The sequence below is a fragment of the Pseudomonas sp. TMW22089 genome, assembly GCF_022496645.1.
Lineage (GTDB): Bacteria > Pseudomonadota > Gammaproteobacteria > Pseudomonadales > Pseudomonadaceae > Aquipseudomonas > Aquipseudomonas paraversuta.
The window spans coordinates 22353-48935 of record NZ_SCFG01000028.1 but is presented as its reverse complement, the minus strand read 5'-3'; the positions used below and the strand labels follow the sequence as shown (position 1 = coordinate 48935).

General features: G+C 55.7%; 25 protein-coding genes. 3 read left to right on the top strand and 22 right to left on the bottom strand.

Going from position 1 to position 26583, the window contains the following annotated elements:
* Positions 1 to 152 precede the first annotated feature (152 nt).
* The 22 genes from glmS to rpmH form a co-directional block, all read right to left on the bottom strand.
* Positions 153 to 1988: a glutamine--fructose-6-phosphate transaminase (isomerizing) gene (glmS, locus tag EQV90_RS19420; RefSeq protein WP_003438011.1), complete on the bottom strand. Its 1836-nt coding sequence runs from the start codon at positions 1986 to 1988 to the stop codon at positions 153 to 155.
* Between the two features lie 9 nt (positions 1989 to 1997).
* A complete protein-coding gene (locus EQV90_RS19415) occupies positions 1998 to 2765 on the bottom strand; it encodes a DeoR family transcriptional regulator (protein WP_003438010.1) in 768 nt (255 codons plus the stop codon).
* Between the two features lie 267 nt (positions 2766 to 3032).
* The gene (gene glmU, locus EQV90_RS19410; RefSeq protein WP_003438009.1) at positions 3033 to 4400 is read right to left on the bottom strand and encodes a bifunctional UDP-N-acetylglucosamine diphosphorylase/glucosamine-1-phosphate N-acetyltransferase GlmU; all 1368 of its coding nucleotides are present in this window, start codon (positions 4398 to 4400) and stop codon (positions 3033 to 3035) included.
* Positions 4401 to 4514: 114 nt separating this feature from the next.
* A complete protein-coding gene (locus EQV90_RS19405) occupies positions 4515 to 4934 on the bottom strand; it encodes a F0F1 ATP synthase subunit epsilon (protein WP_003438007.1) in 420 nt (139 codons plus the stop codon).
* Between the two features lie 56 nt (positions 4935 to 4990).
* Positions 4991 to 6370 (bottom strand): F0F1 ATP synthase subunit beta, encoded by a 1380-nt coding sequence (gene atpD, locus EQV90_RS19400; RefSeq protein WP_003438005.1) that lies wholly within the window; start codon positions 6368 to 6370, stop codon positions 4991 to 4993.
* 27 nt (positions 6371 to 6397) lie between these two features.
* Positions 6398 to 7258, bottom strand: a complete 861-nt coding sequence (atpG, locus tag EQV90_RS19395; RefSeq protein ID WP_003438003.1) for a F0F1 ATP synthase subunit gamma — start codon at positions 7256 to 7258, stop codon at positions 6398 to 6400.
* A gap of 50 nt (positions 7259 to 7308) precedes the next feature.
* Entirely contained in the window at positions 7309 to 8853 is a 1545-nt protein-coding gene (atpA, locus tag EQV90_RS19390; RefSeq protein WP_003438001.1) for a F0F1 ATP synthase subunit alpha, read from the bottom strand.
* A 21-nt stretch (positions 8854 to 8874) separates the two neighbouring features.
* Positions 8875 to 9411, bottom strand: coding sequence for a F0F1 ATP synthase subunit delta (locus EQV90_RS19385; protein WP_003437999.1), 537 nt, complete (start codon positions 9409 to 9411; stop codon positions 8875 to 8877).
* A gap of 12 nt (positions 9412 to 9423) precedes the next feature.
* Entirely contained in the window at positions 9424 to 9894 is a 471-nt protein-coding gene (locus tag EQV90_RS19380) for a F0F1 ATP synthase subunit B (RefSeq protein WP_003437998.1), read from the bottom strand.
* Positions 9895 to 9951: 57 nt separating this feature from the next.
* The gene (atpE, locus tag EQV90_RS19375) at positions 9952 to 10209 is read right to left on the bottom strand and encodes a F0F1 ATP synthase subunit C (protein ID WP_002555987.1); all 258 of its coding nucleotides are present in this window, start codon (positions 10207 to 10209) and stop codon (positions 9952 to 9954) included.
* 119 nt (positions 10210 to 10328) lie between these two features.
* Positions 10329 to 11198, bottom strand: coding sequence for a F0F1 ATP synthase subunit A (gene atpB, locus EQV90_RS19370; protein ID WP_161719247.1), 870 nt, complete (start codon positions 11196 to 11198; stop codon positions 10329 to 10331).
* Positions 11199 to 11214: 16 nt separating this feature from the next.
* On the bottom strand, positions 11215 to 11622 hold the full coding sequence (locus tag EQV90_RS19365) for a F0F1 ATP synthase subunit I (protein ID WP_003437994.1): 408 nt from the start codon (positions 11620 to 11622) through the stop codon (positions 11215 to 11217).
* Between the two features lie 148 nt (positions 11623 to 11770).
* Entirely contained in the window at positions 11771 to 12643 is an 873-nt protein-coding gene (locus EQV90_RS19360) for a ParB/RepB/Spo0J family partition protein (RefSeq protein ID WP_003437992.1), read from the bottom strand.
* 9 nt (positions 12644 to 12652) lie between these two features.
* Positions 12653 to 13444, bottom strand: coding sequence for an AAA family ATPase (locus EQV90_RS19355; RefSeq protein ID WP_003437990.1), 792 nt, complete (start codon positions 13442 to 13444; stop codon positions 12653 to 12655).
* Positions 13445 to 13462: 18 nt separating this feature from the next.
* Complete coding sequence (rsmG, locus tag EQV90_RS19350) at positions 13463 to 14107, bottom strand: 16S rRNA (guanine(527)-N(7))-methyltransferase RsmG (RefSeq protein ID WP_003437989.1); 645 nt, start codon at positions 14105 to 14107, stop codon at positions 13463 to 13465.
* The gene (gene mnmG, locus EQV90_RS19345) at positions 14104 to 15996 is read right to left on the bottom strand and encodes a tRNA uridine-5-carboxymethylaminomethyl(34) synthesis enzyme MnmG (protein WP_010656722.1); all 1893 of its coding nucleotides are present in this window, start codon (positions 15994 to 15996) and stop codon (positions 14104 to 14106) included. The genes rsmG and mnmG overlap by 4 nt, the downstream gene beginning before the upstream one ends.
* Positions 15997 to 16498: 502 nt before the next feature.
* On the bottom strand, positions 16499 to 18115 hold the full coding sequence (locus EQV90_RS19340; RefSeq protein ID WP_240878557.1) for an ABC-F family ATP-binding cassette domain-containing protein: 1617 nt from the start codon (positions 18113 to 18115) through the stop codon (positions 16499 to 16501).
* Positions 18116 to 18305: 190 nt separating this feature from the next.
* Positions 18306 to 19682 carry a tRNA uridine-5-carboxymethylaminomethyl(34) synthesis GTPase MnmE gene (mnmE, locus tag EQV90_RS19335; RefSeq protein WP_003437982.1) on the bottom strand — a complete coding sequence of 459 codons (1377 nt, stop codon included), beginning with the start codon at positions 19680 to 19682 and terminating at the stop codon, positions 18306 to 18308.
* 80 nt (positions 19683 to 19762) lie between these two features.
* Complete coding sequence (gene yidC, locus EQV90_RS19330) at positions 19763 to 21448, bottom strand: membrane protein insertase YidC (RefSeq protein WP_003437981.1); 1686 nt, start codon at positions 21446 to 21448, stop codon at positions 19763 to 19765.
* A 2-nt stretch (positions 21449 to 21450) separates the two neighbouring features.
* Positions 21451 to 21696, bottom strand: coding sequence for a membrane protein insertion efficiency factor YidD (gene yidD / locus EQV90_RS19325; protein ID WP_003437980.1), 246 nt, complete (start codon positions 21694 to 21696; stop codon positions 21451 to 21453).
* Complete coding sequence (gene rnpA / locus EQV90_RS19320) at positions 21689 to 22090, bottom strand: ribonuclease P protein component (protein ID WP_029612709.1); 402 nt, start codon at positions 22088 to 22090, stop codon at positions 21689 to 21691. Before rnpA ends, yidD begins: the two co-directional genes overlap by 8 nt.
* Positions 22091 to 22106: 16 nt before the next feature.
* Positions 22107 to 22241 (bottom strand): 50S ribosomal protein L34, encoded by a 135-nt coding sequence (gene rpmH / locus EQV90_RS19315; protein WP_003213577.1) that lies wholly within the window; start codon positions 22239 to 22241, stop codon positions 22107 to 22109.
* Positions 22242 to 22804: 563 nt separating this feature from the next.
* Between rpmH and dnaA the strand changes: the two genes are divergently transcribed.
* The 3 genes from dnaA to recF are packed head-to-tail and all read left to right on the top strand — an operon-like array spanning position 22805 to position 26580.
* The gene (gene dnaA / locus EQV90_RS19310) at positions 22805 to 24313 is read left to right on the top strand and encodes a chromosomal replication initiator protein DnaA (protein WP_003437978.1); all 1509 of its coding nucleotides are present in this window, start codon (positions 22805 to 22807) and stop codon (positions 24311 to 24313) included.
* Positions 24314 to 24351: 38 nt separating this feature from the next.
* Complete coding sequence (dnaN, locus tag EQV90_RS19305) at positions 24352 to 25455, top strand: DNA polymerase III subunit beta (RefSeq protein WP_003437977.1); 1104 nt, start codon at positions 24352 to 24354, stop codon at positions 25453 to 25455.
* Between the two features lie 21 nt (positions 25456 to 25476).
* Complete coding sequence (gene recF, locus EQV90_RS19300; RefSeq protein ID WP_003437976.1) at positions 25477 to 26580, top strand: DNA replication/repair protein RecF; 1104 nt, start codon at positions 25477 to 25479, stop codon at positions 26578 to 26580.
* Positions 26581 to 26583 lie beyond the last annotated feature (3 nt).

Below are 26583 nucleotides of genomic sequence, written 5' to 3'. Positions count from 1 at the left end.
GGTGCTCTTCCGCAAAAAATAGTGAACTGACAGGAGGAAAGGTCTGTTTTTCGATTAAGTCGGTGTTTTTTGAACCTCAGACAGCTAGACCGTTAAAAACGGCTGCTTACTTCAGACCTTCCCTAAATCCAATTACGCTCAACGCTAACTGCTTATTCCACGGTGACCGATTTGGCTAGGTTGCGTGGCTGATCCACATCGGTGCCTTTGAGCACGGCAACGTAGTAAGACAGCAGTTGCAGCGGGATGGTGTAGAGGATCGGCGCCAGTACATCATGGATGTGCGGCATGTTGATCACATGGGTGCCTTCGCCATTGGTCATACCTGCTTGCTCGTCAGCGAACACAATCAGTTCACCGCCACGGGCACGAACTTCCTGCAGGTTGGACTTCAGTTTTTCCAGCAGTTCGTTGTTCGGCGCCACGGTGACCACCGGCATGTCGTTATCCACCAGTGCCAGCGGACCATGCTTCAACTCGCCTGCCGGGTAAGCTTCGGCGTGGATATAGGAAATTTCTTTCAGCTTGAGAGCACCTTCCATCGCTACCGGGAACTGCGCGCCACGCCCCAGGAACAAGGTGTGGTGCTTGTCGGCAAACAGTTCGGCGACTTTCTCAATCGTGGCATCCATCGCCAGTGCTTCACCCAAACGCGCAGGCAGGCGGCGCAGTTCTTCAACCAGTTGCGCTTCGACACCGGCTTCAAGAGTGCCACGCACCTGCCCCAAAGACAGGGTCAGCAACAGTAAGCCAACCAGCTGGGTGGTGAAGGCTTTGGTCGACGCCACACCAATTTCGCGACCCGCCTGGGTCAGCAGGGTCAGGTCAGACTCACGTACCAGTGAGCTGATACCAACGTTACAAATCGCCAGGCTGGCGAGGAAACCCAGTTCTTTGGCGTTACGCAGTGCAGCCAGGGTGTCTGCGGTTTCGCCCGATTGCGAGATCGAAACAAACAGGGTGTCAGGCTGGACCACGACCTTGCGATAACGGAACTCGCTGGCCACTTCAACCTGGCACGGAATTCCGGCCAGACTTTCGAGCCAGTATCGGGCAACCATCCCCGCGTGATAGCTGGTACCACAGGCAACGATCTGAACATTACGCACTTTGGCGAACAATTCAGCAGCCTGTGGACCGAATGCCTGAACCAGTACGTGGTCCTGGCCCAGGCGGTTTTCCAGGGTGCGTTGCACCACCGCTGGTTGCTCGTGAATTTCCTTGAGCATGTAGTGACGGTATTCGCCTTTGTCCGCAGCTTCAGCACCATCACGGTACTGCACGGTTTCACGCTGCACGCTTTTACCGTTCACGTCCCAGATTTGCACGCTGTCACGGCGGATTTCAGCGATATCGCCTTCTTCCAGGTACATGAAGCGGTCAGTGACCTGGCGCAATGCCAATTGATCGGAAGCCAGGAAGTTTTCACCCAGGCCCAGGCCAATCACCAGCGGGCTGCCACTGCGTGCAGCAACCAGACGATCCGGCTGTTTGGCACTGATGACGGCCAGGCCGTATGCACCGTGCAGCTCTTTAACCGTGGCTTTCAAGGCTTCGGTCAGGTCGCTTTGATCTTTGAGTTTGTGATTGAGCAGGTGTGCGATCACTTCAGTATCGGTGTCCGACGTGAACACATAACCCAAGCCTTTGAGCTGTTCGCGCAGGGCTTCGTAGTTTTCAATGATGCCGTTGTGCACGACAGCCAGGTCGGAACCCGAAAAATGCGGGTGAGCATTACGCTCGCTGGGTGCACCATGGGTCGCCCAACGGGTGTGGGCAATGCCCAGGCGCCCCATCAGCGGCTCACCGGCCAGAGCTTGTTCCAGCTCGGCCACTTTGCCATTGCGGCGCATGCGTTCCAGCGTACCGTTGTGGGTAAACACTGCTACACCGGCGCTGTCGTAGCCCCGGTATTCAAGACGTTTCAGGCCTTCAAGCAGAATGGCCGTGATATTGCGTTCAGCGACTGCGCCAACGATTCCACACATAATATTCTCCTAGCTTAGGGCGGCGCATAACAGTGTTATGCCCCGGGCCTGAATCTGTTCGCGTGCCTCCATGGACAAGCGATCATCTGTAATAAGGGTATGGACGCTGCTCCAGGGCAGTTCCAGGTTGGGTATCTTGCGACCAATTTTGTCGGACTCGACCATCACAATCACTTCACGCGCGACCTCGGCCATGACTCGGCTCAGGCCCAACAATTCGTTAAAAGTTGTGGTGCCACGCAACAGATCGATGCCATCAGCGCCGATAAATAATTGATCGAAATCGTATGAACGCAGCACCTGCTCAGCCACCTGGCCCTGGAAGGACTCGGAATGAGGGTCCCAGGTACCGCCGGTCATCAACAGCACGGGTTCATGTTCGAGTTCGCTCAGGGCCCTGGCGACATGCAACGAATTGGTCATTACCACAAGACCAGGTTGCTGGCCCAATTGTGGAATCATCGAAGCGGTGGTGGTGCCGCTGTCGATGATGATGCGCGCATGTTCCCGAATCAGGCCAACCGCCGCACGGGCAATGGCTTGCTTATAAAGAGAAACGGGCTGGGCGGGATCACTCACCAACTCTTGCGGCATGGTGATGGCACCACCGTAACGACGCAGCAGCAGACCGTTACTTTCGAGTGCGGCCAAATCCTTGCGGATCGTCACTTCGGAAGTTTCGAAGCGCTTGGCCAGCTCATCCACACTGACTTCACCTTGCTGCGCAAGCAAAGCCAGGATGTTGTGGCGGCGTTGAGGCGTATTGCGTTTCGACATGAGAGCCTAAGTTTCGTTTCGAAAGATAACGAAAGCAATGAGACCCGATCCCGTAATCAGCGTCAACAATTTTTTGTAGCTTTTAAGCAGTGAATAACTCGCTGAGCTGGCGCAGGGCGGGGCGATTGGCTGATATAGACGCGGATAAAACAAAGCCTTATCCACAGGCAGTGGATAAGGCTTTTGCTAACTTGCTGATTTTAAACAGTTATACGACAACCTGTTTTACCCACAAAAACACTGTTTTCGCTTGTGGATAACTTCAAATCAAGGCTTTGGCAGCTTTACCGGGCGCTTCCAGCCATCGATATTGCGTTGCCGTGCCCGACCAACGGCCAGCTGTTCGACGGCTACGTCCTGATTAATGGTCGATCCGGCTGCCGTGGTGGCTCCGCTGGAGATATCCACAGGTGCCACCAACGAGTTGTTCGAACCAATAAATACGTCGGCTCCCAACACGGTCTTCCATTTGTTGGCGCCATCGTAATTGCAGGTGATGGTGCCCGCGCCGATGTTGGTACGCGCCCCAACTTCGGCATCGCCCAGGTAAGTCAGGTGACCGCACTTGGCATCTTCGCCGAGGTGGGCGTTTTTCAACTCTACAAAGTTACCCACATGGGCGCGGGCATCAAGCACGCTACCCGGACGCAAACGGGCAAAAGGACCGGCATCGCTGCCCTCGCCCATCACGGCACCGTCGATATGGCTATTGGCCTTGACCACCACCCCTTTACGCAGGGTGCTGTCTTTGATCACACAGTTGGGACCAATCACCACGTCATCTTCGATGACCACACGGCCTTCGAGAATCACGTTGATATCAATCATGACATCGCGCCCGACCGTGACTTCACCGCGCACATCGAAGCGCGCCGGATCACGCAGGGTCACACCCAGGGCCATCAGGCGACGGGCTTCACGTAGCTGGTAATGACGCTCCAACTCCGCGAGTTGTTTACGGTCGTTGGCGCCCTGCACTTCCATCGGGTCGTGGGCATGCTCAGTGGCCACCACCAGACCATCAGCAACTGCCATCGCGATCACATCGGTCAGGTAGTACTCGCCCTGTGCATTGTTATTCGACAGCCGGCTCATCCAGTCAGCCAGACGTCCAGTGGGCAATGCCAGAATGCCAGTATTGCCTTCAGTGATCGCACGTTCAGCCTCGGTGGCGTCCTTGTGCTCGACAATGGCGCAGACCTTGCCTTCGGCGTCACGCACGATGCGGCCATAGCCGGTCGGGTCCGCCAGGTTAACGGTCAACAAACCCAGCTGCTCCGGGCCTACCTGTTTCAGCAGGCGCTCCAGGGTCGGCACCTCGATCAGGGGTACATCGCCGTACAGAATCAGTACGTTCTGCGCGGTCAGAAATGGCAGCGCCTGGGCGACGGCATGCCCTGTGCCCAGCTGCTTGTCTTGCAATACAAAGTTCAGATCATCGGCCGCCAGGCGTTCACGGACCAATTCGGCCCCGTGCCCGATGACCACGTGGATGCCTCTCGGTTTGAGTTGCCGGGCGCTGTGGATAACATGCCCGAGCATGGAGTTTCCGGCGACGGGATGCAGAACCTTGGGCAGGGCCGAACGCATGCGGGTGCCCTGACCTGCAGCGAGAATAACGATATCGAGAGACATGACTGGCTACCAATCCTGGGTGGTCAGCGGCTGCGACCAGAAGTAATTCGCGGAAAAAGAAAAAGGGTAGCCGAGGCTACCCTTTTTAATCAATCACACAATGAAGCAGGAGGCTTAGCCGCCGAACTTTTTGCGGATTTGCTGGACGGTGCGCAGCTGAGCTGCGGCCTCGGCCAGACGTGCAGCAGCAGATCCGTAATCGAAATCTGCGCCTTTCTCGTTCAGTGCCTTCTCGGCTGCCTTGACGGCGGCCTGAGCGGAGGCTTCATCCAGGTCGGCAGCACGTTGCACGGTGTCGGCAAGAACCTTGACCATGTTCGGCTGAACCTCGAGGTAACCACCAGAGATGTAAAACACCTCGGCTTCTCCACCCATTTTGATCAGGCGGATCGGACCTGGCTTGAGTTCAGTGATCAGCGGAGCGTGACCCAGAGCGATACCAAGATCACCCAGGCTGCCGTGCGCAATCACCATCTCGACCTGACCGGAAAAGATTTCTCCTTCCGCACTGACGATATCGCAATGGACTGTCATCATATTAGCCATCTGATTGCCTCAACCTGATTAGCGCCCGTTACCGGGCGCCGGAATTACAGTTTCTTGGCTTTCTCGATCGCTTCTTCGATGCCGCCGACCATGTAGAACGCTTGTTCTGGCAGGTGGTCGTAGTCACCGTTGAGGATGCCTTTGAAGCCAGCAATGGTGTCTTTCAGGGAAACGTATTTACCCGAAGCGCCAGTGAAGACTTCTGCCACGAAGAACGGCTGAGACAAGAAACGCTGGATCTTACGAGCGCGGGATACCAACTGCTTGTCGACTTCCGACAGCTCGTCCATACCCAGGATCGCAATGATGTCCTTCAGTTCTTTGTAACGCTGCAACACGTACTGAACGCCGCGAGCGGTGTCGTAGTGTTCCTGGCCGATTACCATCGGGTCCAGCTGGCGCGAAGTCGAATCCAGTGGATCCACCGCCGGGTAGATACCCAGGGATGCGATGTCACGGGACAGTACGACAGTGGCGTCCAAGTGGGCGAAGGTGGTCGCCGGCGACGGGTCAGTCAAGTCATCCGCAGGTACGTATACCGCTTGGATCGAAGTGATCGAACCGTTCTTGGTCGAAGTGATGCGCTCTTGCAGAGTACCCATCTCTTCAGCCAGGGTCGGCTGGTAACCTACTGCGGAAGGCATACGGCCCAGCAGTGCGGATACTTCAGTACCGGCCAGGGTGTAACGGTAGATGTTGTCAACGAACAACAGTACGTCGTTACCTTCGTCACGGAACTTCTCGGCCATGGTCAGGCCGGTCAGTGCTACGCGCAGACGGTTACCCGGCGGCTCGTTCATCTGACCGTAAACCAGTGCCACTTTGTCCAGAACGTTGGAGTCCTTCATCTCGTGGTAGAAGTCGTTACCCTCACGGGTACGCTCGCCCACACCAGCAAACACAGAGTAACCGCTGTGTTCCATGGCGATGTTACGGATCAGTTCCATCATGTTTACGGTTTTGCCTACACCGGCACCACCGAACAGACCAACCTTACCGCCTTTTGCAAACGGGCAGATCAGGTCGATAACCTTGATGCCGGTTTCCAGAAGGTCGTTGCCGCCCGCTTGATCAGCGAAGGACGGTGCAGGACGGTGAATGCCCCAGCGCTCTTCGGTATCAATCGGACCAGCTTCGTCGATCGGGTTGCCCAGAACGTCCATGATCCGGCCCAGAGTCGCTTTACCGACCGGTACGGAGATGGCTGCGCCAGTGTCGGTGACTTCCAGACCGCGCTTCAAGCCCTCGGTGGAACCCATCGCAATGGTACGAACCACGCCGTCGCCCAGCTGCTGCTGAACTTCCAGAGTGGTTCCGGCCGCGCTTTGTACTTTCAGCGCGTTGTAGATGCTCGGTACGTTTTCGCGTGGAAATTCCACGTCGATCACGGCGCCGATGATTTGAACGATACGTCCGCTACTCATAGCTGGATCCTCTGAATATTTGAACCGTTAAACCGCGGCAGCGCCGCCGACGATTTCCGAGATCTCTTGGGTGATCGCAGCCTGACGCGCCTTGTTGTAGATCAGCTGCAAATCGCTGATCAAATCACCGGCGTTATCAGTGGCGTTCTTCATCGCGATCATCCGCGCAGCTTGTTCAGCTGCACTGTTCTCGACCACCGCCTGGTACACCTGCGACTCCACGTAACGAACCATCAAGCCGTCTAGCAGCTCTTTGGCGTCCGGTTCGTAGAGATAGTCCCAGTGGTGCTTGAGTTCTTGATCCGGGGTCGCCACCAGTGGAATCAATTGCTCCACAGTAGGCTGTTGCGTCATGGTGTTGATAAACTTGTTGGACACCACGGACAGGCGATCAATACGGCCTTCCAGGTAAGCATCCAGCATCACCTTAACGCTGCCGATCAAATCATTGATCGACGGTTCTTCACCCAGATGGCTGATTGCAGCGACGACGTTACCGCCGAAGTTACGGAAAAAAGCCGCACCTTTGCTGCCGACCACGCACAGATCAATCTCGACGCCGTTTTCACGGTTTACCGCCATGTCCTTGACCAAAGCCTTGAACAGGTTGGTATTCAAACCACCGCACAAGCCACGGTCACTGCTCACAACCACATAACCCACACGCTTAACTTCGCGGTCGATCATGAAAGGGTGGCGGTATTCCGGGTTGGCGTTGGCCAAATGCCCAATAACCTGGCGGATGCGCTCCGCATAAGGACGGCTAGCAGCCATGCGCATTTGTGCCTTGCGCATTTTGCTGACCGCCACTTTTTCCATGGCGCTGGTAATCTTTTGCGTGCTTTTGATGCTCGCAATCTTACTGCGAATCTCTTTTGCGCCTGCCATGTAACACCTATCAGGTTAGCAAGCGGGAGCCTTGCGGCTCCCGCTGCGGCTTACCAGGTTTGGGTGGCCTTGAACTTCTCGATGCCGGCTTTGATGCCAGAATCGATTTCGTCATTGAAGTCACCTTTAACGTTGATCTTCGCCATAAGCTCGGCGTGATCGCGGTTGAAGTAAGCAATCAGCGCTTGTTCAAAGCTACCGATCTTGGTGATTTCGACGTCAGTCAGGAACCCACGCTCAGCGGCATACAGCGACAGCGCCATGTCAGCGATCGACATTGGTGCGTATTGCTTCTGCTTCATCAGCTCGGTAACGCGCTGACCATGCTCAAGTTGCTTACGGGTCGCTTCGTCCAGGTCAGATGCGAACTGGGCGAATGCCGCCAGTTCACGGTACTGAGCCAGAGCGGTACGGATACCACCGGACAGCTTCTTGATGATCTTGGTCTGAGCGGCACCACCCACACGGGATACCGAAACACCGGCGTTCACTGCAGGACGGATCCCGGAGTTGAACATGGCCGATTCCAGGAAGATCTGACCGTCAGTGATGGAAATCACGTTGGTCGGAACGAACGCGGAAACGTCGCCAGCTTGAGTTTCGATGATCGGCAGTGCGGTCAGGGAACCGGTTTTGCCGGTCACTGCGCCGTTGGTGAACTTCTCTACGTACTCTTCGGATACGCGGGATGCGCGCTCCAGAAGACGGGAGTGGAGATAGAACACGTCGCCCGGGTAAGCTTCACGGCCTGGTGGACGGCGCAGCAGCAGGGAAATCTGGCGGTAAGCCACTGCTTGCTTGGACAGATCGTCATAAACGATCAGTGCGTCTTCACCGCGGTCGCGGAAGTATTCGCCCATGGTGCAACCGGAGTACGGTGCCAGGAACTGCAGCGCTGCGGATTCGGAAGCACTGGCAGCAACGACGATGGTGTTAGCCAACGCGCCGTTTTCTTCCAGCTTGCGAACCACGTTGGCGATGGTCGATTGCTTCTGACCGATCGCTACGTATACACAGAAAATGCCGCTGTTCTTCTGGTTGATGATCGCGTCGATCGCCAGAGCGGTTTTACCGATCTGACGGTCACCGATGATCAGCTCACGCTGGCCACGGCCGACAGGGATCATGGCATCGACAGCCTTGTAGCCAGTCTGTACAGGCTGGTCTACCGACTTACGCCAGATCACGCCTGGAGCAACTTTCTCGACTGCATCAGTCTCGGTGTTGTTCAGCGGACCTTTGCCATCAACTGGGTTACCCAGTGCGTCGACTACGCGACCCAGCAGTTCCTTACCAACCGGAACTTCCAGGATGCGGCCAGTGCACTTGGCGCTCATGCCTTCAGCCAGAGTCGTGTATGCGCCCAATACAACAGCACCTACAGAGTCTTGCTCCAGGTTGAGGGCCATGCCGAAGACGCTGCCCGGAAACTCGATCATCTCGCCGTACATTACGTCGGCCAGACCGTGAATCCGCACAATACCGTCAGATACGCTGACGATGGTGCCTTCGTTACGGGCTTGGGAGGTCACATCGAGTTTTTCGATGCGGCCCTTGATAATTTCACTTATTTCGGAAGGATTGAGTTGCTGCATTGCTCTGCTGCCCCTTCAAACTCAAGATTTCAATGCTTCGGCAAGGCTTGCGAGTTTTCCGCGAACCGAGCCATCGATAACCAGGTCGCCGGCGCGGATGATGACACCACCTATAAGGCTGGCATCCTCCGCAACTTGCAGGCGCACTTCCCGGTTGAGTCGTGCACTGAGAACCTTGGCGAGTTTGTCTTGCTGTTCTTGGTCCAATGTAAAAGCACTGGTCACTTCTACGTCTACCGACTTCTCTTGTTCAGCCTTGTACAGGTCAAACAGAGCGGCGATCTCCGGCAATAGCGGGAGACGGTCGTTTTCGGCAACGACGTTGATGAAGTTCTGCATTTTTACATCGAACTTGTCGCCGCACACGTCAATAAACGTGGCGGCCTTTTCTGCGCTCGTCAGTCGCGGGGCCTTGAGCACGCGCTGCATAGTGTCGTCTTGCGACACTGCTGCAGCCAGGCCGAGCATGGCTGACCAAGAGGCCAGTTGCTGGTGGGCCTGGGCGTGCTCGAAGGCTGCCTTAGCGTAAGGTCGGGCCAACGTGGTCAATTCTGCCATGATCGCCCTCGCTTAAATTTCAGCAGCCAGTTTATTAACCAGCTCCGCGTGCGCGTTTTGATCGATTGTGGCACCCAGGATCTTTTCAGCGCCTTCAACGGCCAGGCTACCCAATTGGGTGCGCAGCGCGTCTTTGACACTGTTGATTTCCTGTTCGATCTCGGCCTGAGCCTGAGCCTTCACACGGTCAGCTTCAACGCGAGCCTGTTCACGGGCTTCGTCTACGATCTGAGTACCGCGTTTCTTGGCTTGCTCAATGATTTCAGCTGCTTGAGCCTTAGCTTCGCGCAGTTGTTGACCCGCTTTATCTTGGGCCAACTCCAGGTCGCGAGCTGCTCGGTTAGCAGCGTCCAGTCCAGCCGCAATCTTCTTCTGACGTTCTTGCAATGCCGCGATGACCGGAGGCCACACGAACTTCATGCAAAACAGTACAAAAATGAAGAACGCAACGGACTGGCCAATCAGGGTTGCATTAATGTTCACGCCAACACCTCGCTCGTTCGTTGTCCATCACTCTAATCAACTCGAAAATTCGAGTGATTAGCCAGCGAGTTGACCAACGAAGGGGTTCGCGAAGGTGAAGAACAGTGCAATACCAACACCGATCATGGTTACGGCGTCGAGCAGACCGGCAACGATGAACATTTTAACTTGCAGCATTGGAACCATTTCTGGCTGACGCGCTGCGCCTTCCAGGAACTTGCCGCCCAACAGGCCGAAACCAATTGCGGTACCCAGTGCGCCCAGGCCGATCAACAGTGCAACAGCGATAGCGGTTAGACCAACTACAGTTTCCATCTTTCCTCCCGACTTTTACGTCGTATGGTTTAGGTTTTTTAGATTAAAGCGGTAAAACAAAATCATTTTGCGACACCCCCATGCCGGAGCAGGGGGCGCCAGACTCGCCGAGACGGGTCTTAGTGGTTATCTTCGTGTGCCATCGACAAGTAGACGATGGTCAACATCATGAAGATGAACGCTTGCAAGGTGATGATCAGGATGTGGAATACAGCCCACGCCCATTGCAGCACCACGCCCAGACCGCTAAGCCAAAGCAGGCCGCTGCCGAACATTACGGCGATCAGGATAAATACCAGTTCGCCAGCATACATATTGCCGAACAGACGCAGAGCCAGCGAGATTGGCTTGGCAATCAGCGTCACGAATTCGAGCAGGAAGTTCACCGGAATCAGCAGTGCCTGAATAAAGATATTCTTGCTGCCAAACGGGTGCAGGGTCAGTTCACCGATGAAACCGCCGATGCCTTTGACTTTGATGCTGTAGAAGATGATCAGTGCAAACACCGACAGGGCCATGCCCATGGTCGCGTTTGGATCTGTCGTCGGTACGGCACGGAAAGGGATGTGCGGGTCGCCAGTGATCAGCATCGCCAACTGAGGAATCCAGTCAACCGGTACCAGGTCGATGGCATTCATCAGGAATACCCAGACGAAAATGGTCAGCGCCAGTGGTGCAATGACGGCACTGCGACCATGGAAGCTGTCTTTCACACTGCCATCAACGAATTCAATCAAAACCTCTACGAAGTTTTGCAGTGCGCCTGGTTGACCGGAAGTTGCCTTCTTGGCCGCCATGCGGAATACGAGGATGAAAATCAGACCGACAAACAGCGACCAGCCGAGAGTATCGACATGGAACGCCCAAAAGCCCATTGATTTAGCTTCTGCAACGGTGTGAGCAAAGCCCCAGCCACCATCAGGTAGCTGCCCGAAGGTCAGGTTCTGTAAGTGGTGCTGGATATAGCCCGAAGCGGTTGTTTCTGCCATGGTTGCCTCAAACGCCCTAAGGTCTCGAAAGTGTTGTTCTCATTAGCAGGGGAGCGAACCAACTGACCAGTTGGGTCAGCACGAAGACGCCGAATACAGCTAGCGGCGCCAATGGCTTCACACCTGCAAACGTCAGCGCGAACAGCACTGCCGTCAAAATTAATTTGCCTGCCTCGCCAGCGTAAAACGACCGGACGATGGCTTGCGCTGCTCGGGCGCCGGAAAACCGGAAAGCCCTGTGAGCAAAATACACATTGGGTAGCAAAGCTATCAGGCCTCCGCAGAGTCCTGAATATCCGGCTACGACTCCATGCCATTGCCAGAGCCCCAGAGCAGCCAGCAATAAAACGACAAATTGAGCCAGTAAAACTGGAAATACCGCCAAGCGATGGAACGGCAAGCGGTTTGGCGTGCGGGTTTCCATCACAACTGCTCCTCAAAGGTCGGCTGCCAAAAGAAAAAAACTTGGCATAATTTGTGCCGACAAAATGCGCGCAGAGTATAGGGGCGCTTAAGCCCCTATTCAACTGTCAGGTAGTGATTTCCGACTGCGCGCTACATGAGGAAATGTTTCAGCGGATGTGAGCAAGCACTCCTTGAAGCTCATCCAGAGAGTTGTAACCAATGACTAACTGACCCTTTCCCTTCTTACCGTGGCGAATCTGCACCGCAGAGCCTAGGCGCTCGGCCAGACGCTGCTCGAGCCGGGTGATATCCGGATCGGTTTTGACCGGTTCGGCAGGCTCTTGCTTGCCACTCAACCACTGGCGAACCAGGGCTTCGGTCTGACGCACGGTCAAACCACGTGCGACAACGTGTCGCGCCCCTTCAACCTGCTGATTTTCAGGCAAACCCAGGAGTGCCCGGGCATGACCCATTTCCAGGTCACCATGGGACAGCATGGTTTTGATCACTTCCGGCAGTGAAATCAACCGTAACAAGTTAGCCACAGACACTCGGGACTTACCCACAGCATCGGCCACCTGTTGCTGAGTCAGCTGGAACTCTTGCTGCAAACGCTGCAAGGCCACGGCTTCTTCAATCGGATTGAGGTCTTCACGCTGGATGTTTTCGATCAGCGCCATTGCAATGGCAGTTTCATCCGGTACGTCTTTGACCATCGCCGGGATGGTGTCCTTGCCCGCTTGCTGACTTGCACGCCAGCGGCGCTCACCGGCAATGATCTCAAAACGCCCGCCAGCGATCGGACGCACCACGATCGGCTGCATCACGCCCTGAGACTTGATCGAACTCGCAAGCTCTTCAAGTGCCTGGGGGTCCATGTCGCGACGAGGCTGGTATTTACCGCGCTGGATCAAGTCCAGGGGCAAATGCTGCAGTTCGCTTTGATCAACCTTGACCGCTTGTTCTTCCAGCGAGCTGACCGTAGGACCACTCAGAAGAGCATCCAGTCCGCGTCCGAGACCTCGTTTCTTGACGGCCATGGGATTTCCTTAAGTTGGCTGAGCAGTGCGGGAGGTACGACGTTGACGACGAACCAGCTCGCCCGCCAGGGCAAGGTAAGCAATCGCGCCACGGGAATTTTTGTCATAGGCCAGGGCAGGCATGCCATAGCTTGGCGCTTCAGCCAGACGGATATTGCGCGGAATCACGGTGTCGTAGAGCTGCTCGCCAAAGTGTTCCTTGAGCTGGGCCGAGACATCGTTCATCAGGCTCAGACGCGGATCGTACATAGTCCGCAGCAAGCCTTCGATTTTCAGGTTCGGGTTCAGCAGCTCAGCGATACGCTTGATGTTATCCACAAGGTCGCTCAAGCCTTCGAGCGCGAAGTACTCGCACTGCATGGGGATAATCACCCCGTCGGCAGCGACCAGAGCGTTCAGGGTCAGCATCGACAGTGACGGCGGGCAATCGATCAGGATGTAGTCGTAGCTCTCACGGACCGGGGCCAGTGCAGTACGCAGACGGCTTTCCTTCATCTGCATTTCGAGCAGTACGACTTCAGCCGCGGTCAGATCGCGGTTAGCTGGCAGTAACTGGTAACCACCGTGTTCGGAGTAGTGCATGGCCTCGGCCAGATCACACTCACCGATCAACAGGTCATAGACTGAATTCTCGAGACCATGCTTATCCACACCGCTACCCATGGTGGCGTTGCCCTGTGGATCGAGGTCGATCAGCAGTACGCGGCGCTTGGTCGCGACCAACGATGCTGCGAGGTTGATACAGGTGGTGGTTTTACCCACACCACCCTTTTGGTTCGCTATTGCGAATACCTTAGCCATTCTTGCTTGCGTTCCCAATCATGCCGTGCGGCGCAGTATCAGCAGATGGCGTTGGCCTTGGCAACCCGGAACGGTCAAGGCGTGTTCGCCATCGAGACGAAAATCAGACGGCAATGCTACCAGCTCATCGGCCGGATGAACGCCCTTCATTGCCAACCAGCGCGTTTCGCTGTCACCAAGGTGACGCGTCCAGTTGCTGAAGTTTTCCATACTGCTGAAAGCTCTGGACACAATTCCAGTGAACGGTTGCGCAGGCTGATACTCCTCGACTCGACTGTGGATAACTTGCAGGTTATCCAGCTTGAGCTCGAGTTTGACCTGGGTCAGGAAGCGGGTTTTCTTGCCGTTACTGTCCAGGCAGGTCACTTGCGAACCGGGAAACAGGATGGCCAAGGGAATCCCCGGCATGCCGCCGCCACTACCGACATCCAGCCAGCGGCCGTTTTCGATGAAAGGCATCACGCTCAGACTGTCGAGCAAATGGCGCGACACCATTTCGTCGGGGTTACGCACAGCCGTAAGGTTGTAGGCCTTGTTCCATTTGATCAACAGGGCGAGATAACCCAGCAACTGCTGGTGCTGGGCCTCGGTCAGATCGACGCCCAGCTGGCGTGCACCTGTGGATAACTCTTCAGCATGTTGTGCGGTAACCAGCGAACTCAAGCGTTTTGCTCCAACTTGCGGCCAGCGCCGCGTTTTTTCAGGTGAATCATCAACAGGGAGATCGCAGCCGGTGTCACACCGGGAATGCGCGAAGCCTGGCCCAGCGTCTCGGGACGCGTAGCACCCAGCTTGCTCTGGATCTCTTTCGACAGTCCGGAGATGTTCGTGTAATCGATATCCACAGGCAGTTTGGTATTTTCACTGGCCCGCAGACGAGCAATCTCATCCTGTTGACGATCGATGTAACCGGCATATTTGGTCTTGATTTCAACCTGCTCGGCCACCAGCGGATCGGTTGCACCCTGCCCTGTCACTTCGATCAGACCGACGTAATCAATTTCGGGACGGGTCAGCAGATTCAGCAAATTGTATTCGTGGGTCAAAGGCGTACCGAACCGGGCTGCAATCGCTTCACCCTGTTCGGTGCCCGGGCGAACCCAGGTGCTCTTCAAGCGCTGTTCTTCCTGCGCGATGCTTTCGCGCTTGGTGCAAAACGCAGCCCAGCGGGCGTCGTCGACCAGGCCAAGCTCGCGACCTTTCTCGGTCAGACGCATATCGGCGTTGTCTTCACGCAGGATCAGGCGGTACTCGGCCCGGGAGGTGAACATCCGGTACGGTTCTTGAGTTCCCAAGGTGATCAGATCGTCCACCAGGACCCCGATGTAGGCCTCGTCGCGACGAGGGCACCAGCTGTCTTTGCCCTGTGCAAGCAATGCCGCGTTGGCGCCGGCGAGCAAACCTTGTGCTCCGGCTTCTTCGTAACCGGTGGTGCCGTTGATTTGTCCGGCAAAGAACAAACCGCCGATCACCTTGGTTTCGAGGCTGTATTTCAGGTCACGGGGATCGAAATAGTCGTATTCGATGGCATAACCTGGACGCACGATGTGGGCGTTTTCCATACCGCGGATCGACTGCACAATCTGGATCTGCACATCGAACGGCAAGGAAGTGGAAATCCCGTTCGGGTACAGCTCGTGGGTCGTCAAACCTTCAGGTTCGATAAAGACCTGGTGGCTTTCCTTGTCGGCAAAGCGATGAATCTTGTCTTCGATGGACGGGCAATAGCGCGGACCAATGCCCTCGATAACACCCGAATACATCGGTGAACGATCAAGGTTGGCAGCAATGATTTCGTGGGTGCGGGCGTTGGTATGGGTGATCCAGCAACTGACTTGCGCCGGATGCTGTTGCTTGTTGCCCATGAACGACATCACTGGAATCGGGGTATCGCCAGGCTGTTCGGTCATGACCGAAAAATCCACTGAACGACCATCAATACGCGGTGGTGTACCGGTTTTCAGGCGACCGACCCGTAATGGCAGTTCACGCAGGCGCTGTGCCAGGGCGATCGAAGGTGGATCACCGGCCCGGCCGCCTGAATAGTTCTGCATTCCGATGTGGATAAGTCCACCGAGGAAAGTGCCTGTGGTCAAAACCACGGCATCGGCCATGAAACGCAGACCCATCTGGGTTACTACGCCACGGACCTGATCCTGTTCAACGATCAGGTCATCAGCCGCTTGTTGAAATATCCACAGGTTGGGCTGGTTTTCCAGAATTTCCCGTACTGCCGCCTTGTACAGAATGCGGTCGGCCTGTGCACGGGTTGCACGCACTGCCGGGCCTTTGCGGCCATTGAGTACACGGAACTGGATACCGCCTTTATCGGTGGCAATCGCCATCGCGCCACCGAGGGCATCGATTTCTTTAACCAGATGGCTTTTACCAATCCCGCCAATCGCAGGATTGCAGCTCATTTGCCCGAGGGTTTCCACGTTGTGGGTCAACAGCAGGGTTTTTACGCCCATACGTGCTGAAGCAAGTGCAGCCTCGGTTCCGGCGTGACCGCCGCCGATGACGATCACTGCAAAACGGGAAGGGAAATTCACCACGCACCTCGTGCCTGTTTCTAGGGGTTTTTGGATAGACCGCAAAGTATAGGGACTTCGCCCTTCTTAAAGAACCCTTTGCACAAAATTTAACCAGCTGTGGATAAGGCCAGATAGATAAATAAATAGAGAAGAAATTTATAAAGCTTTGTTTTTATGTTTATTACTACTGAGCGACCTATCTGTGGATAGATTGCTGAAGGCCATTAAACTCATACTGTACAGAGATTCAAAAATCTGTGGTTAGGTGCCAATGAGGGGTTTGGATAAGTGCTTTAAGCTTGTGGATAAAGACCTCTCTTATCCACAGGGGTGGTTATCTTCAGTTTTCAGGCCTACTTACCCACCGAGCTGAGGGGCGGTTATGCACAGGGCTTATTTCATGTTTATTGTGCAATCCAGCCAATAAACAGGCAGCCGAAGGCCGCTCGAATGGCTGTTTCATCAAGCGGCCTGACGATCGGTAGCTGGGTAAAGCGAAAAATGCCTGAAATTAACCCCTTCAGACGGAGATATTCAGCCAGCCTGAGGTCGAGGCCTCAAGCCTGTGGGTAATTCCGATAGCGTCCACAAACGCTTCATCGTGGGAGGTCACGATCAAAGTCCCCCGGTACTGCTGGAGCATCGATTCCAGGGCCCGGATAGAGGGCAAATCGAGATGATTGGCCGGTTCATCCAGCAATAAAAGCTGTGCTGGCTGTTGTGCATAAAGCACACATGCCATTGCCGCTTTCACCCGCTCACCCCCACTGAGCTGTGCACAAGTCTGGTTTACCTGGTTAGCGTCAAGGCCTAATTGCGCCAGCCGCGTACGCAATTCACTGTCATTGAGCTCCTGGTTCAGAGCGCGCAATTGCTCAAGCACTGACAGCCCGGGCTCCAGCAATGTCAGATGCTGGTCGAGATAAGCCGCTGTCACAAAGGTGTGAGCCTGGCCCGATATGATAGGAAGCTGCCCGGCCAAAACCTTGAGCAAGGTCGACTTGCCGCAACCGTTTGGCCCCACAAGGGCGACTCGCTGGCCCCGACTCAGGGTCAGGTTGACCAGCTGCAGAGGCTCAGCCCCCCGGGGCAAACGGGCATCTATCAGCTCTGCGATTTGCAAAGGTACGTTTTGGCTGCGTACAGGTGGATACACAAAAATGCTCTGTTGGTCTTCTACCTGGCTTGCAGCCAGGTGGACCTTGGCAGACAAGGCCTGATGTGCAGCGTTTTGTTGCAGCCGCAGTTTGCCGCTATTGGTCTGACTGCGTTCCTTTTGCCGATCCAGCAGGATCTTCGCCTGGTTACTGCCACTGGCCTGTTGCTTGCCTCGGGCTTGCCTGCGCTCAAGGCGCTCCCTTTGCTCACGCAGGGCATGCTCCTCGCGTTTGCGTTCAACCTTGGCTGATTCCAGTCGTTGCAGGGCCGACTGTTGCTGCTGGTCTTTGGCCTGTGCATAAAACGAGAAATTGCCGCCATAGCTGGTGAGTCCCAGGGATGAGAGTTCCACGATGCGTTCCATGCACTCCAACAATTCGCGGTCATGGCTGATCACCAGCAGACCGCCGGGCCAACGTTGCAGTTGTTGATACAAAGCCTGTCGGTGCTGACGATCGAGATGATTGGAGGGTTCATCCAGTATCAAAAAGTCGGCTTCAGACAAAAAAGCGCCCATCAAAGCTACGCGCATGGCTTCGCCACCACTGAGCGCCGAAGCAGGGGTCGAAGGATTCAGGTGGGCGAGTCCGTTTTGCTGCAGCTGGTCGAGCAATTGCTGACGAATGTTCCACTGCTCTCCTACGCAGTCAAAGTCCGCTTGGGCAGTGCTGCCTTGCCCGATACGCTCAAGGGCACAGAGGATGGGCTGCACGCCTGCCAGATCGGCCAGGGTCCGCTCTGATTCAAGGCTGACTTGCTGTGCCAGGTAATACACCGATCCGTTGCGCAGACAGCGACCTGAGGCAGGCAAGAGATCCCCTGCGATTAGACGCGCCAGGATACTTTTGCCCACGCCATTGCGCCCGATCAGGCCTGTGGGGCGTTGGTCGAGGTGCAAATCAAGGTCAGAAAACAGCGGGCTACCGTCGGGTAGCTGATAAGAAACGCTTTCCAGCGTCACATAGGGAACGTGAGTCATATGCACTCCAAAGATGCCCAGAACTGCCCCTGCTGTGAGGGGAATAAGAACTGGCCGCAAGAATCGCGGCGGCATCAATGACGCATTGGACTAACACCTCTGTGGATGTGGGGAATGGAAACTATACCGAAAACTGTAGGAGCGAGCTTGCTCGCTATCTTTTAACCGCTCGCTCCTACAGGGATCTTGTCTATTTACCGATACAGAAGCTGGAGAAGATCCGTCCCAGCAGATCATCCGAGCTGAATGCCCCGGTAATCTCGCCGAGGGAATGCTGGGCCTGACGTAAATCCTCCGCCAGCAACTCACCAGCACCCGCCAGGGTCAGCTGTGCCCTGCCGTGCTCCAGGGCATCACTTGCATGGCGCAATGCCTCCAGGTGACGACGGCGTGCACTGAAGCTGCTCTCAGAGGTCTGCTCGTAGCCCATGCAGGCCTTGAGATGATCGCGCAGCAACTCGAGGCCATCTCCGGCATCTGTGGAGCGGGCACTCAAGCTGATGGTCACGTGGCCATCGTCACAGACCTGCAGACGAATATCCTCTCCGGTCAGGTCAGCCTTGTTGCGGATCAAGGTTACTTTGGCCGGGTCCGGACGCTGCTGCAAAAACTCGGGCCACAGGGCAAAGGGGTCATCAGCCTCTGGTGCAGTCGCATCCACCACCAGCAACACCCGGTCAGCTTCACCAATGGCCTTGAGGGCTCGTTGTACACCGATTTTTTCGACTTGATCATCGGTGTCGCGCAGACCTGCAGTGTCTACCACGTGCAACGGCATGCCATCGATGTGGATATGTTCACGCAATACGTCACGGGTGGTGCCGGCAATTTCAGTAACAATTGCGGCTTCGCGTCCGGCCAGTGCGTTGAGCAAGCTGGACTTTCCTGCATTGGGCCGGCCGGCAATCACTACTGTCATGCCGTCCCGCAACAATGCGCCCTGGCCTGCCTCGCGCATCACGGTGGATAACTCTTGGCGAACCTTGTCGAGCATCCCCAGCACGTGGCCATCGGCCAGAAAGTCGATTTCCTCTTCCGGAAAATCAATCGCAGCTTCGACGTAGATGCGCAAACCGATCAATTGTTCGGTCAAGTTATGCACACGCTGCGAAAACGCTCCCTGCAAGGAGCGCAAGGCATTGCGTGCCGCCTGTGCAGAGCTGGCCTCGATAAGGTCGGCAATGGCTTCGGCCTGGGCCAGATCGAGCTTGTCATTCAAAAATGCGCGTTCACTGAACTCGCCCGGGCGTGCCAGGCGGCAACCCAGTTGAATACAGCGTTGCAGCAACATATCGAGAACAATGGGGCCGCCGTGACCTTGCAGTTCCAGCACGTCTTCGCCGGTAAAAGAGTTGGGGCCCGGGAAGTACAGCGCGATGCCTTCATCGAGTACTTCGCGGTTTTCCCCATAAAACGGACCGTAGTGGGCGTAGCGCGGCTTCAATTCGCGCTCGCTGAATGCTTTGGCTGCGATGCTTGCGAGCGGGCCGGAGATACGCACGATACCCACACCACCTCGGCCTTGGGCAGTTGCCACAGCGGCAATGGTTTCAGCAGCAACACTCATAAAACAGGCCTCAAAACAAAAGTGATGGAAAGCAAAACGCCCCACTAGGGGGCGTTTTGAGTGGTGCTCACCAGAGTAAGTTACTCGGCTGCTTTTTTGGTAGCAGCTTCGACCTTACGTGTGATGTACCACTGTTGGGCGATGGACAGGCAGTTGTTCACAACCCAGTACAGCACCAGACCAGCCGGGAACCACAGGAAGAAGAAGGTGAAGATGATTGGCATCAGCTTCATCACCTTGGCCTGCATCGGATCCGGAGGAGTCGGGTTCAGACGCTGCTGGATGAACATGGTTGCGCCCATGATGATCGGCAGAATGAAGAACGGGTCCTTGATCGACAGGTCGGTAATCCAGAGCATGAACGGCGCCTGGCGCATTTCAACACTTTCCAGAAGTACCCAGTACAAGGACAGGAAGACCGGCATCTGCACCAGAATCGGCAAGCAGCCGCCCAGCGGATTGATCTTCTCTTTCTTGTACAACTCCATCATCGCTTGCGACATTTTCTGGCGATCATCACCGAACTGCTCTTTCAGAGCGGCCAGTTTTGGTGCCACAGCGCGCATGCGGGCCATCGACTTGTAGCTGGCGGCCGACAGAGGGAAGAAGATCCCCTTGATCAGCATGGTCAGGAAAATGATCGACCAGCCCCAGTTACCTACCAGGCTGTGGATATGTTGCAGCAGCCAGAAAATAGGCTGGGCAATGAACCACAGGATGCCGTAGTCGACAGTCAGTTCCAGGCCTGGGGATAACTCTTTGAGCACACCCTGGCTTTTCGGACCGGCGTACAAGGTAGCGCTGGTTTCGCCTGTTTTGCCCGGCTCAACGGTCAAGGTTGGACCGGTAAAACCGATGATGTAGTTGCCCTGGCTGTCTTTACGGGTCTGAACTACGTTGGAATCACCCTTCTGAGGAATCCACGCGGTTACAAAGTAGTGTTGCAGCCATGCAACCCAGCCACCTTGAACGGTTTCTTTCAGCTGGCCCTTGTCGATATCTTTCATCGACACTTTTTTGTACGGCTCAGAACTTGTCCACAGGGCGGCGCCCAGGTAAGTCGCAGTGCCGGTGGCGGTGCTGGAAGAAGGATCGGAGCTGTTGTCGCGTTTCAATTGCGCGAACAGGTTGCCGTTCCACGGCTTGCCGCTCTCGTTATCAATCAAATAGCTGACTTGAACATCGTACAGGCCACGCTTGAGCGTGAAACGCTTGATGTAGTTGATCCCGTTTTCGCTGAATTTCAGGTCAACGACCAACTGATCCTGGCCTGGAGCCAGTTCATAAGTCTTTTTATCTGTGCTGAAAACCGGGCGACCTGCAGGGCGGGCATCCGGTCCATCAACACCTGTCAGGCCGCTTTGAGCCAGATAGGTGCGTTCGTTGCCGTTATCGAACAACTGGAAAGGAACATCCGGGTGGTCCTGACGGCGCGGATAAAGCGGCAGACGCAACTGGGCAATGTCGCCACCCTGTGGATCAATCGCAATGTCCAGAACATCCGTTTTCAGGTGGATGAGATCTTTGCTTGCAGCAACCGGAGTTTCAGTCGGTGTGCTGGTATCGCCATTGGCGCTGGGTACATCGGCACTGTTGGAAGCGTTGTTACCTGAAGCCGTGTCGGGCAAAGCCGGCGCGGTGGTGCTGCTGGCGGCAACATTCTGAGTCGGCAGTGCAGCTTGGCCGTAGTCCTGGTTCCATTTCAGGACCATAACGTAGGACACGACTGCTAGAGCGACGATCAGGATCGTGCGTTTAATATCCATGATTACTCGGCCATCGAAGAAGAACGGGAGGTAGGGATAGGTGGAACCGGGTCGTAACCACCGGGATTCCACGGGTGACAGCGACCTAAACGACGAAAGGTCAGCCAGCCGCCGCGAAGAACGCCATGATTTTCGATGGCTTCCAACGCGTAGCAGGAACAACTGGGGTAGAAACGGCAGTGGCTGGCCATCAAAGGACTAATGGCATAACGATAAAACTGGATCGGAACGAGCACCAGTTTACGCATCAGGACTGCCTACCCCTACAGTTTCGGTTTTAACCGCTGGAACTGGCGCGTTACGGGCCAGACGCTTCCAGAGTTTGCCGAAATGCTGAATCAATTCGGGGTTCTCTACGTCACCCAAACCTTTGCGCGCGACGATAACGATATCCCAACCAACCAGTAAATCCTGGTGGAGACGAAACGATTCACGCATCAAACGCTTAAGGCGATTGCGCTCAACGGAGAGCTTTACGCTCTTTTTACCGATCACTAACCCCAAACGGGGGTGATCGAGATCGTTGCTGCGCGCAAGGAGCAGGAGATTTTTCCCCGGAACCTTGCCGGTGGGGGAGTCAAAGACTGCCTTGAAATGTCGGGGAGTGAGTAACCGCTTTTCCCGACTGAAGTCCTGACTCACCACCATTGTCTGATTATCAAACTGCCAGACGTGCACGGCCTTTGGCGCGGCGACGCGACAGGACTGCACGGCCGTTTTTGGTTGCCATGCGAGCACGGAAACCGTGAGTGCGGGCGCGTTTGATAGTGCTTGGTTGGAAAGTACGTTTCATGTCGTGCTACCTGGTTCGTCCACAACGGGCCGGAATGGCCCCCGTTTTAAGAGACCGGCGATTCTAGAGAAAGCAAGCCGATAGGTCAATTTCCAACCAACGTTTACTGCTAAATAGATGTTTGGCCTTTTGCACAGCCCTTTCACCAGCCAACTATAAAAATAAAGAAACGAAGTATTTAAAGCTCTTTTATAAAGCTTATTAAACTTAGGGAAGCCATCTTCTGTGGATAACTCGCTCGAGGCTAGATAAATCAACGTTCTCAGAGGATGACAACACTGTCGAGAAGCCGTGCTCTGCCTGTGCTGCACCCTCGGATAAGCTGTGCACGAAAGGGCTATTTATCCACAGGCCAGTTATGCACAGAGTTTCGACCCCACTTGTGCAACGAGCTTAGGCCCGCTTATCCACAGACCTTATGCACATACCATTTGTCGCTTTGTTCACAGCAAAAAGGCGAATCTCCCCTTATAGGCAGGCAACCTACATGTGGATAAGTGGGCGAGTGCTCGCTACAATGGCGCCTGTTTTTGCCTCACCGGCTTTCAACTTAGGGGATATCCGTGTCAGTGGAACTTTGGCAGCAGTGCGTAGAGCTTTTGCGCGATGAACTGCCTGCCCAGCAATTCAACACCTGGATCCGTCCACTACAGGTCGAAGCCGAAGGCGACGAGTTGCGTGTGTATGCACCCAACCGCTTTGTTCTCGACTGGGTCAACGAGAAGTATCTGAGCCGTTTGCTCGAACTGTTGAATGAGCACAGCAATGGCATGGCGCCTGCGTTGTCCTTATTAATAGGCAGCAAACGCAGTTCAGCTCCTCGTGCAGCACCCAATGCGCCGCTGGCGGCCGCGGCTTCTCAACAAGCCCCGGCCCCGGCGAGCGCACCGACTGCCTCGGCTCCTGCGTCAGCGCCCGCACCTAAACAGTCGGCTCAAGCAAGCGAAGAACCTTCGCGTGCCAGCTTCGACCCGATGGCGGGTGCCAGTTCGCAACAGGCGCCTGTACGCGCCGAGCAGCGAACTGTTCAGGTTGAAGGTGCGCTCAAGCACACCAGCTACCTGAACCGCACCTTTACCTTCGAAAACTTCGTAGAAGGCAAGTCCAACCAACTGGCCCGCGCTGCGGCGTGGCAGGTGGCGGATAACCCCAAGCACGGTTACAACCCGCTCTTCCTTTATGGCGGCGTTGGCCTGGGTAAGACTCACTTGATGCACGCGGTGGGTAACCACCTGCTGAAGAAGAACCCGAATGCCAAGGTCGTGTACCTGCATTCCGAGCGTTTTGTAGCTGACATGGTCAAGGCCTTGCAGCTCAACGCAATCAACGAATTCAAGCGCTTCTACCGTTCGGTGGACGCCTTGCTGATCGATGATATTCAGTTCTTCGCACGCAAAGAGCGCTCGCAAGAAGAGTTCTTCCATACCTTCAACGCCCTGCTTGAAGGCGGCCAGCAAGTCATCCTCACCAGTGACCGTTATCCGAAAGAAATTGAAGGTCTTGAAGAGCGTCTCAAGTCGCGCTTTGGCTGGGGCCTGACGGTTGCTGTTGAACCGCCGGAGCTTGAGACCCGGGTCGCGATCCTGATGAAGAAAGCCGATCAGGCCAAGGTCGACCTGCCTCACGACGCAGCGTTCTTCATTGCCCAGCGCATTCGTTCCAACGTGCGTGAGCTCGAAGGTGCGCTCAAGCGTGTCATCGCTCACTCGCACTTTATGGGCCGTGACATCACCATCGAGCTGATTCGCGAATCCCTTAAAGACCTGCTGGCGCTACAGGACAAACTGGTCTCTGTGGATAACATCCAGCGCACAGTGGCCGAGTACTACAAGATCAAGATTTCGGACCTGCTGTCCAAGCGCCGTTCGCGCTCGGTGGCGCGACCACGTCAGGTCGCCATGGCACTGTCCAAAGAACTGACCAACCACAGTCTGCCGGAAATCGGCGACGTGTTTGGCGGTCGCGATCACACCACGGTCTTGCACGCATGCCGCAAGATCAACGAACTCAAGGAATCCGACGCGGACATCCGCGAGGACTACAAGAACCTGCTGCGAACTCTGACAACCTGATGACACCAGCGCAGCTTATTAAGGCAAGGGACTAGACCATGCATTTCACCATTCAACGCGAAGCCCTGTTGAAACCCCTGCAACTGGTCGCAGGCGTTGTTGAACGCCGCCAGACCTTGCCGGTATTGTCCAACGTGCTGTTGGTTGTCGATGGCCAGCAACTGTCGCTGACCGGTACCGACCTTGAAGTCGAGCTGGTCGGTCGGGTACAGCTGGAAGAGCCGGCTGAGCCAGGCGAAATCACCGTGCCTGCTCGCAAGCTGATGGATATCTGCAAAAGCTTGCCCAACGATGCCCTGATCGACATCAAGCTCGACGACAACAAGCTGGTGGTCAAGGCCGGGCGTAGCCGCTTTACGTTGTCCACCTTGCCAGCCAACGATTTCCCGACTGTAGAAGAAGGCCCGGGTTCGCTGACCTGCAACTTGCAGCAAAGCAAACTGCGACGCCTGATCGAGCGCACCAGCTTCGCGATGGCCCAGCAGGACGTGCGTTACTACCTCAACGGCATGCTGCTGGAAGTATCGGCCGGCATCATCCGTGCCGTGGCCACTGACGGTCACCGTCTGGCCATGTGCTCGATGAAAGCCGATATCGGCCAGCCGGACCGTCACCAGGTGATTGTCCCGCGCAAGGGTATCCTTGAGCTGGCGCGCTTGCTGACCGAACCGGATGGTGAAGTCAGCATCGTTCTGGGTGCTCACCACATCCGTGCCACCACCGGCGAGTTCACCTTCACCTCCAAGCTGGTAGACGGCAAGTTCCCGGACTACGAGCGTGTGCTGCCCAAAGGCGGTGACAAGATCGTGATTGGTGATCGCCAGGCACTGCGTGAAGCGTTCAGCCGTACCGCGATCCTGTCCAACGAGAAATACCGTGGTATCCGCCTGCAACTGGCCAATGGCCAGCTAAAGATTCAGGCCAATAACCCGGAACAGGAAGAAGCGGAAGAAGAAGTGGGCGTTGACTACAACGGCGGCTCGCTGGAAATCGGCTTTAACGTAAGCTATCTGCTGGACGTGCTGGGCGTAATGACCACTGAACAAGTGCGACTGATCCTGTCTGACTCCAACAGCAGTGCCCTGGTGCAAGAGTCTGACAACGACGACTCGGCCTACGTTGTTATGCCGATGCGCCTGTAACTTATGCACAGCCCAAGCTAGATGTCCCTCAGTCGTGTCACAGTCACCGCGGTGCGTAACCTGCACCCGGTGACCTTCTCCCCTTCCCCCCGCATCAATATCTTGTACGGCGCCAACGGCAGCGGAAAAACCAGCGTGCTTGAAGCCATTCACTTGTTGGGGCTGGCGCGTTCGTTTCGAAGCGTGCGGCTCAATCCGGTAATTGCCCACGAGCAACAGAGCTGTACAGTTTTTGGCCAGGTCGAGCTGGCTGAGGGCGGGCACAGCGCGCTGGGTATCTCCCGGGACCGGCAAGGGGAGTTTCAAATTCGGATCGACGGCCAGAACGCACGCAGTGCGGCGCAGCTGGCCGAGATCCTGCCGCTGCAATTGATCAACCCGGACAGCTTCCGCTTGCTGGAAGGCGCCCCCAAGATCCGCAGGCAGTTTCTCGATTGGGGTGTGTTCCATGTGGAACCGCGCTTCATGTCGACCTGGCAGCGGCTACAGAAGGCCCTGCGGCAGCGGAACTCATGGCTGCGGCATGGTACACTCGACGCCGTTTCACAAGCGGCCTGGGACCGGGAACTGTGCCTGGCCAGTGCCGAAATTGATGAATACCGCCGCGCCTACATCAAAGCCTTGAAACCAGTCTTTGAGCAGACCTTAAGCGAGTTGCTACAACTCGAAGGCTTAACGCTGAGCTATTACCGTGGTTGGGACAAAGACCGTGAGCTGAGTGCCGTACTCGCCGCGTCCGTCCACCGGGACCAGCAAATGGGTCACACCCAGGCCGGACCACAACGTGCTGATTTGCGCCTTAAGTTGGGCTCAAACAACGCAGCAGAGATCCTGTCGCGGGGGCAGCAGAAGTTAGTGGTCTGTGCATTGCGTATTGCTCAAGGGCACTTGGTTAGCCAGGCCCGACGCGGCCAATGTATTTATCTGGTGGATGATTTGCCGTCCGAGCTGGACGAGCAACATCGCAACGCCTTGTGTCGCTTGTTGGAAGACTTACGCTGCCAGGTATTTATTACCTGTGTAGATCACGAATTATTGAGGGAAGGCTGGCAGACGGAAACGCCAGTTGCCCTGTTCCACGTGGAACAGGGCTGTATCACCCAGACCCACGACCATCGGGAGTGAAGG

Excerpts from the sequence above, each read along its gene's own strand:
- glmS (WP_003438011.1), bottom strand. The coding sequence starts at position 1,988 with ATGTGTGGAATCGTTGGCGCAGTCGCTGAACGCAATATCACGGCCATT.
- yidC (WP_003437981.1), bottom strand. The coding sequence starts at position 21,448 with ATGGATATTAAACGCACGATCCTGATCGTCGCTCTAGCAGTCGTGTCC.
- yidD (WP_003437980.1), bottom strand. The coding sequence starts at position 21,696 with ATGCGTAAACTGGTGCTCGTTCCGATCCAGTTTTATCGTTATGCCATT.
- EQV90_RS19405 (WP_003438007.1), bottom strand. The coding sequence starts at position 4,934 with ATGACAGTCCATTGCGATATCGTCAGTGCGGAAGGAGAAATCTTTTCC.
- EQV90_RS19415 (WP_003438010.1), bottom strand. The coding sequence starts at position 2,765 with ATGTCGAAACGCAATACGCCTCAACGCCGCCACAACATCCTGGCTTTG.
- EQV90_RS19360 (WP_003437992.1), bottom strand. The coding sequence starts at position 12,643 with ATGGCCGTCAAGAAACGAGGTCTCGGACGCGGACTGGATGCTCTTCTG.
- recF (WP_003437976.1), top strand. The coding sequence starts at position 25,477 with ATGTCCCTCAGTCGTGTCACAGTCACCGCGGTGCGTAACCTGCACCCG.
- rpmH (WP_003213577.1), bottom strand. The coding sequence starts at position 22,241 with ATGAAACGTACTTTCCAACCAAGCACTATCAAACGCGCCCGCACTCAC.
- glmU (WP_003438009.1), bottom strand. The coding sequence starts at position 4,400 with ATGTCTCTCGATATCGTTATTCTCGCTGCAGGTCAGGGCACCCGCATG.
- EQV90_RS19355 (WP_003437990.1), bottom strand. The coding sequence starts at position 13,444 with ATGGCTAAGGTATTCGCAATAGCGAACCAAAAGGGTGGTGTGGGTAAA.
- atpB (WP_161719247.1), bottom strand. The coding sequence starts at position 11,198 with ATGGCAGAAACAACCGCTTCGGGCTATATCCAGCACCACTTACAGAAC.
- mnmE (WP_003437982.1), bottom strand. The coding sequence starts at position 19,682 with ATGAGTGTTGCTGCTGAAACCATTGCCGCTGTGGCAACTGCCCAAGGC.
- dnaN (WP_003437977.1), top strand. The coding sequence starts at position 24,352 with ATGCATTTCACCATTCAACGCGAAGCCCTGTTGAAACCCCTGCAACTG.
- EQV90_RS19365 (WP_003437994.1), bottom strand. The coding sequence starts at position 11,622 with ATGGAAACCCGCACGCCAAACCGCTTGCCGTTCCATCGCTTGGCGGTA.
- atpG (WP_003438003.1), bottom strand. The coding sequence starts at position 7,258 with ATGGCAGGCGCAAAAGAGATTCGCAGTAAGATTGCGAGCATCAAAAGC.
- atpD (WP_003438005.1), bottom strand. The coding sequence starts at position 6,370 with ATGAGTAGCGGACGTATCGTTCAAATCATCGGCGCCGTGATCGACGTG.
- EQV90_RS19385 (WP_003437999.1), bottom strand. The coding sequence starts at position 9,411 with ATGGCAGAATTGACCACGTTGGCCCGACCTTACGCTAAGGCAGCCTTC.
- EQV90_RS19340 (WP_240878557.1), bottom strand. The coding sequence starts at position 18,115 with ATGACTCACGTTCCCTATGTGACGCTGGAAAGCGTTTCTTATCAGCTA.
- atpA (WP_003438001.1), bottom strand. The coding sequence starts at position 8,853 with ATGCAGCAACTCAATCCTTCCGAAATAAGTGAAATTATCAAGGGCCGC.
- atpE (WP_002555987.1), bottom strand. The coding sequence starts at position 10,209 with ATGGAAACTGTAGTTGGTCTAACCGCTATCGCTGTTGCACTGTTGATC.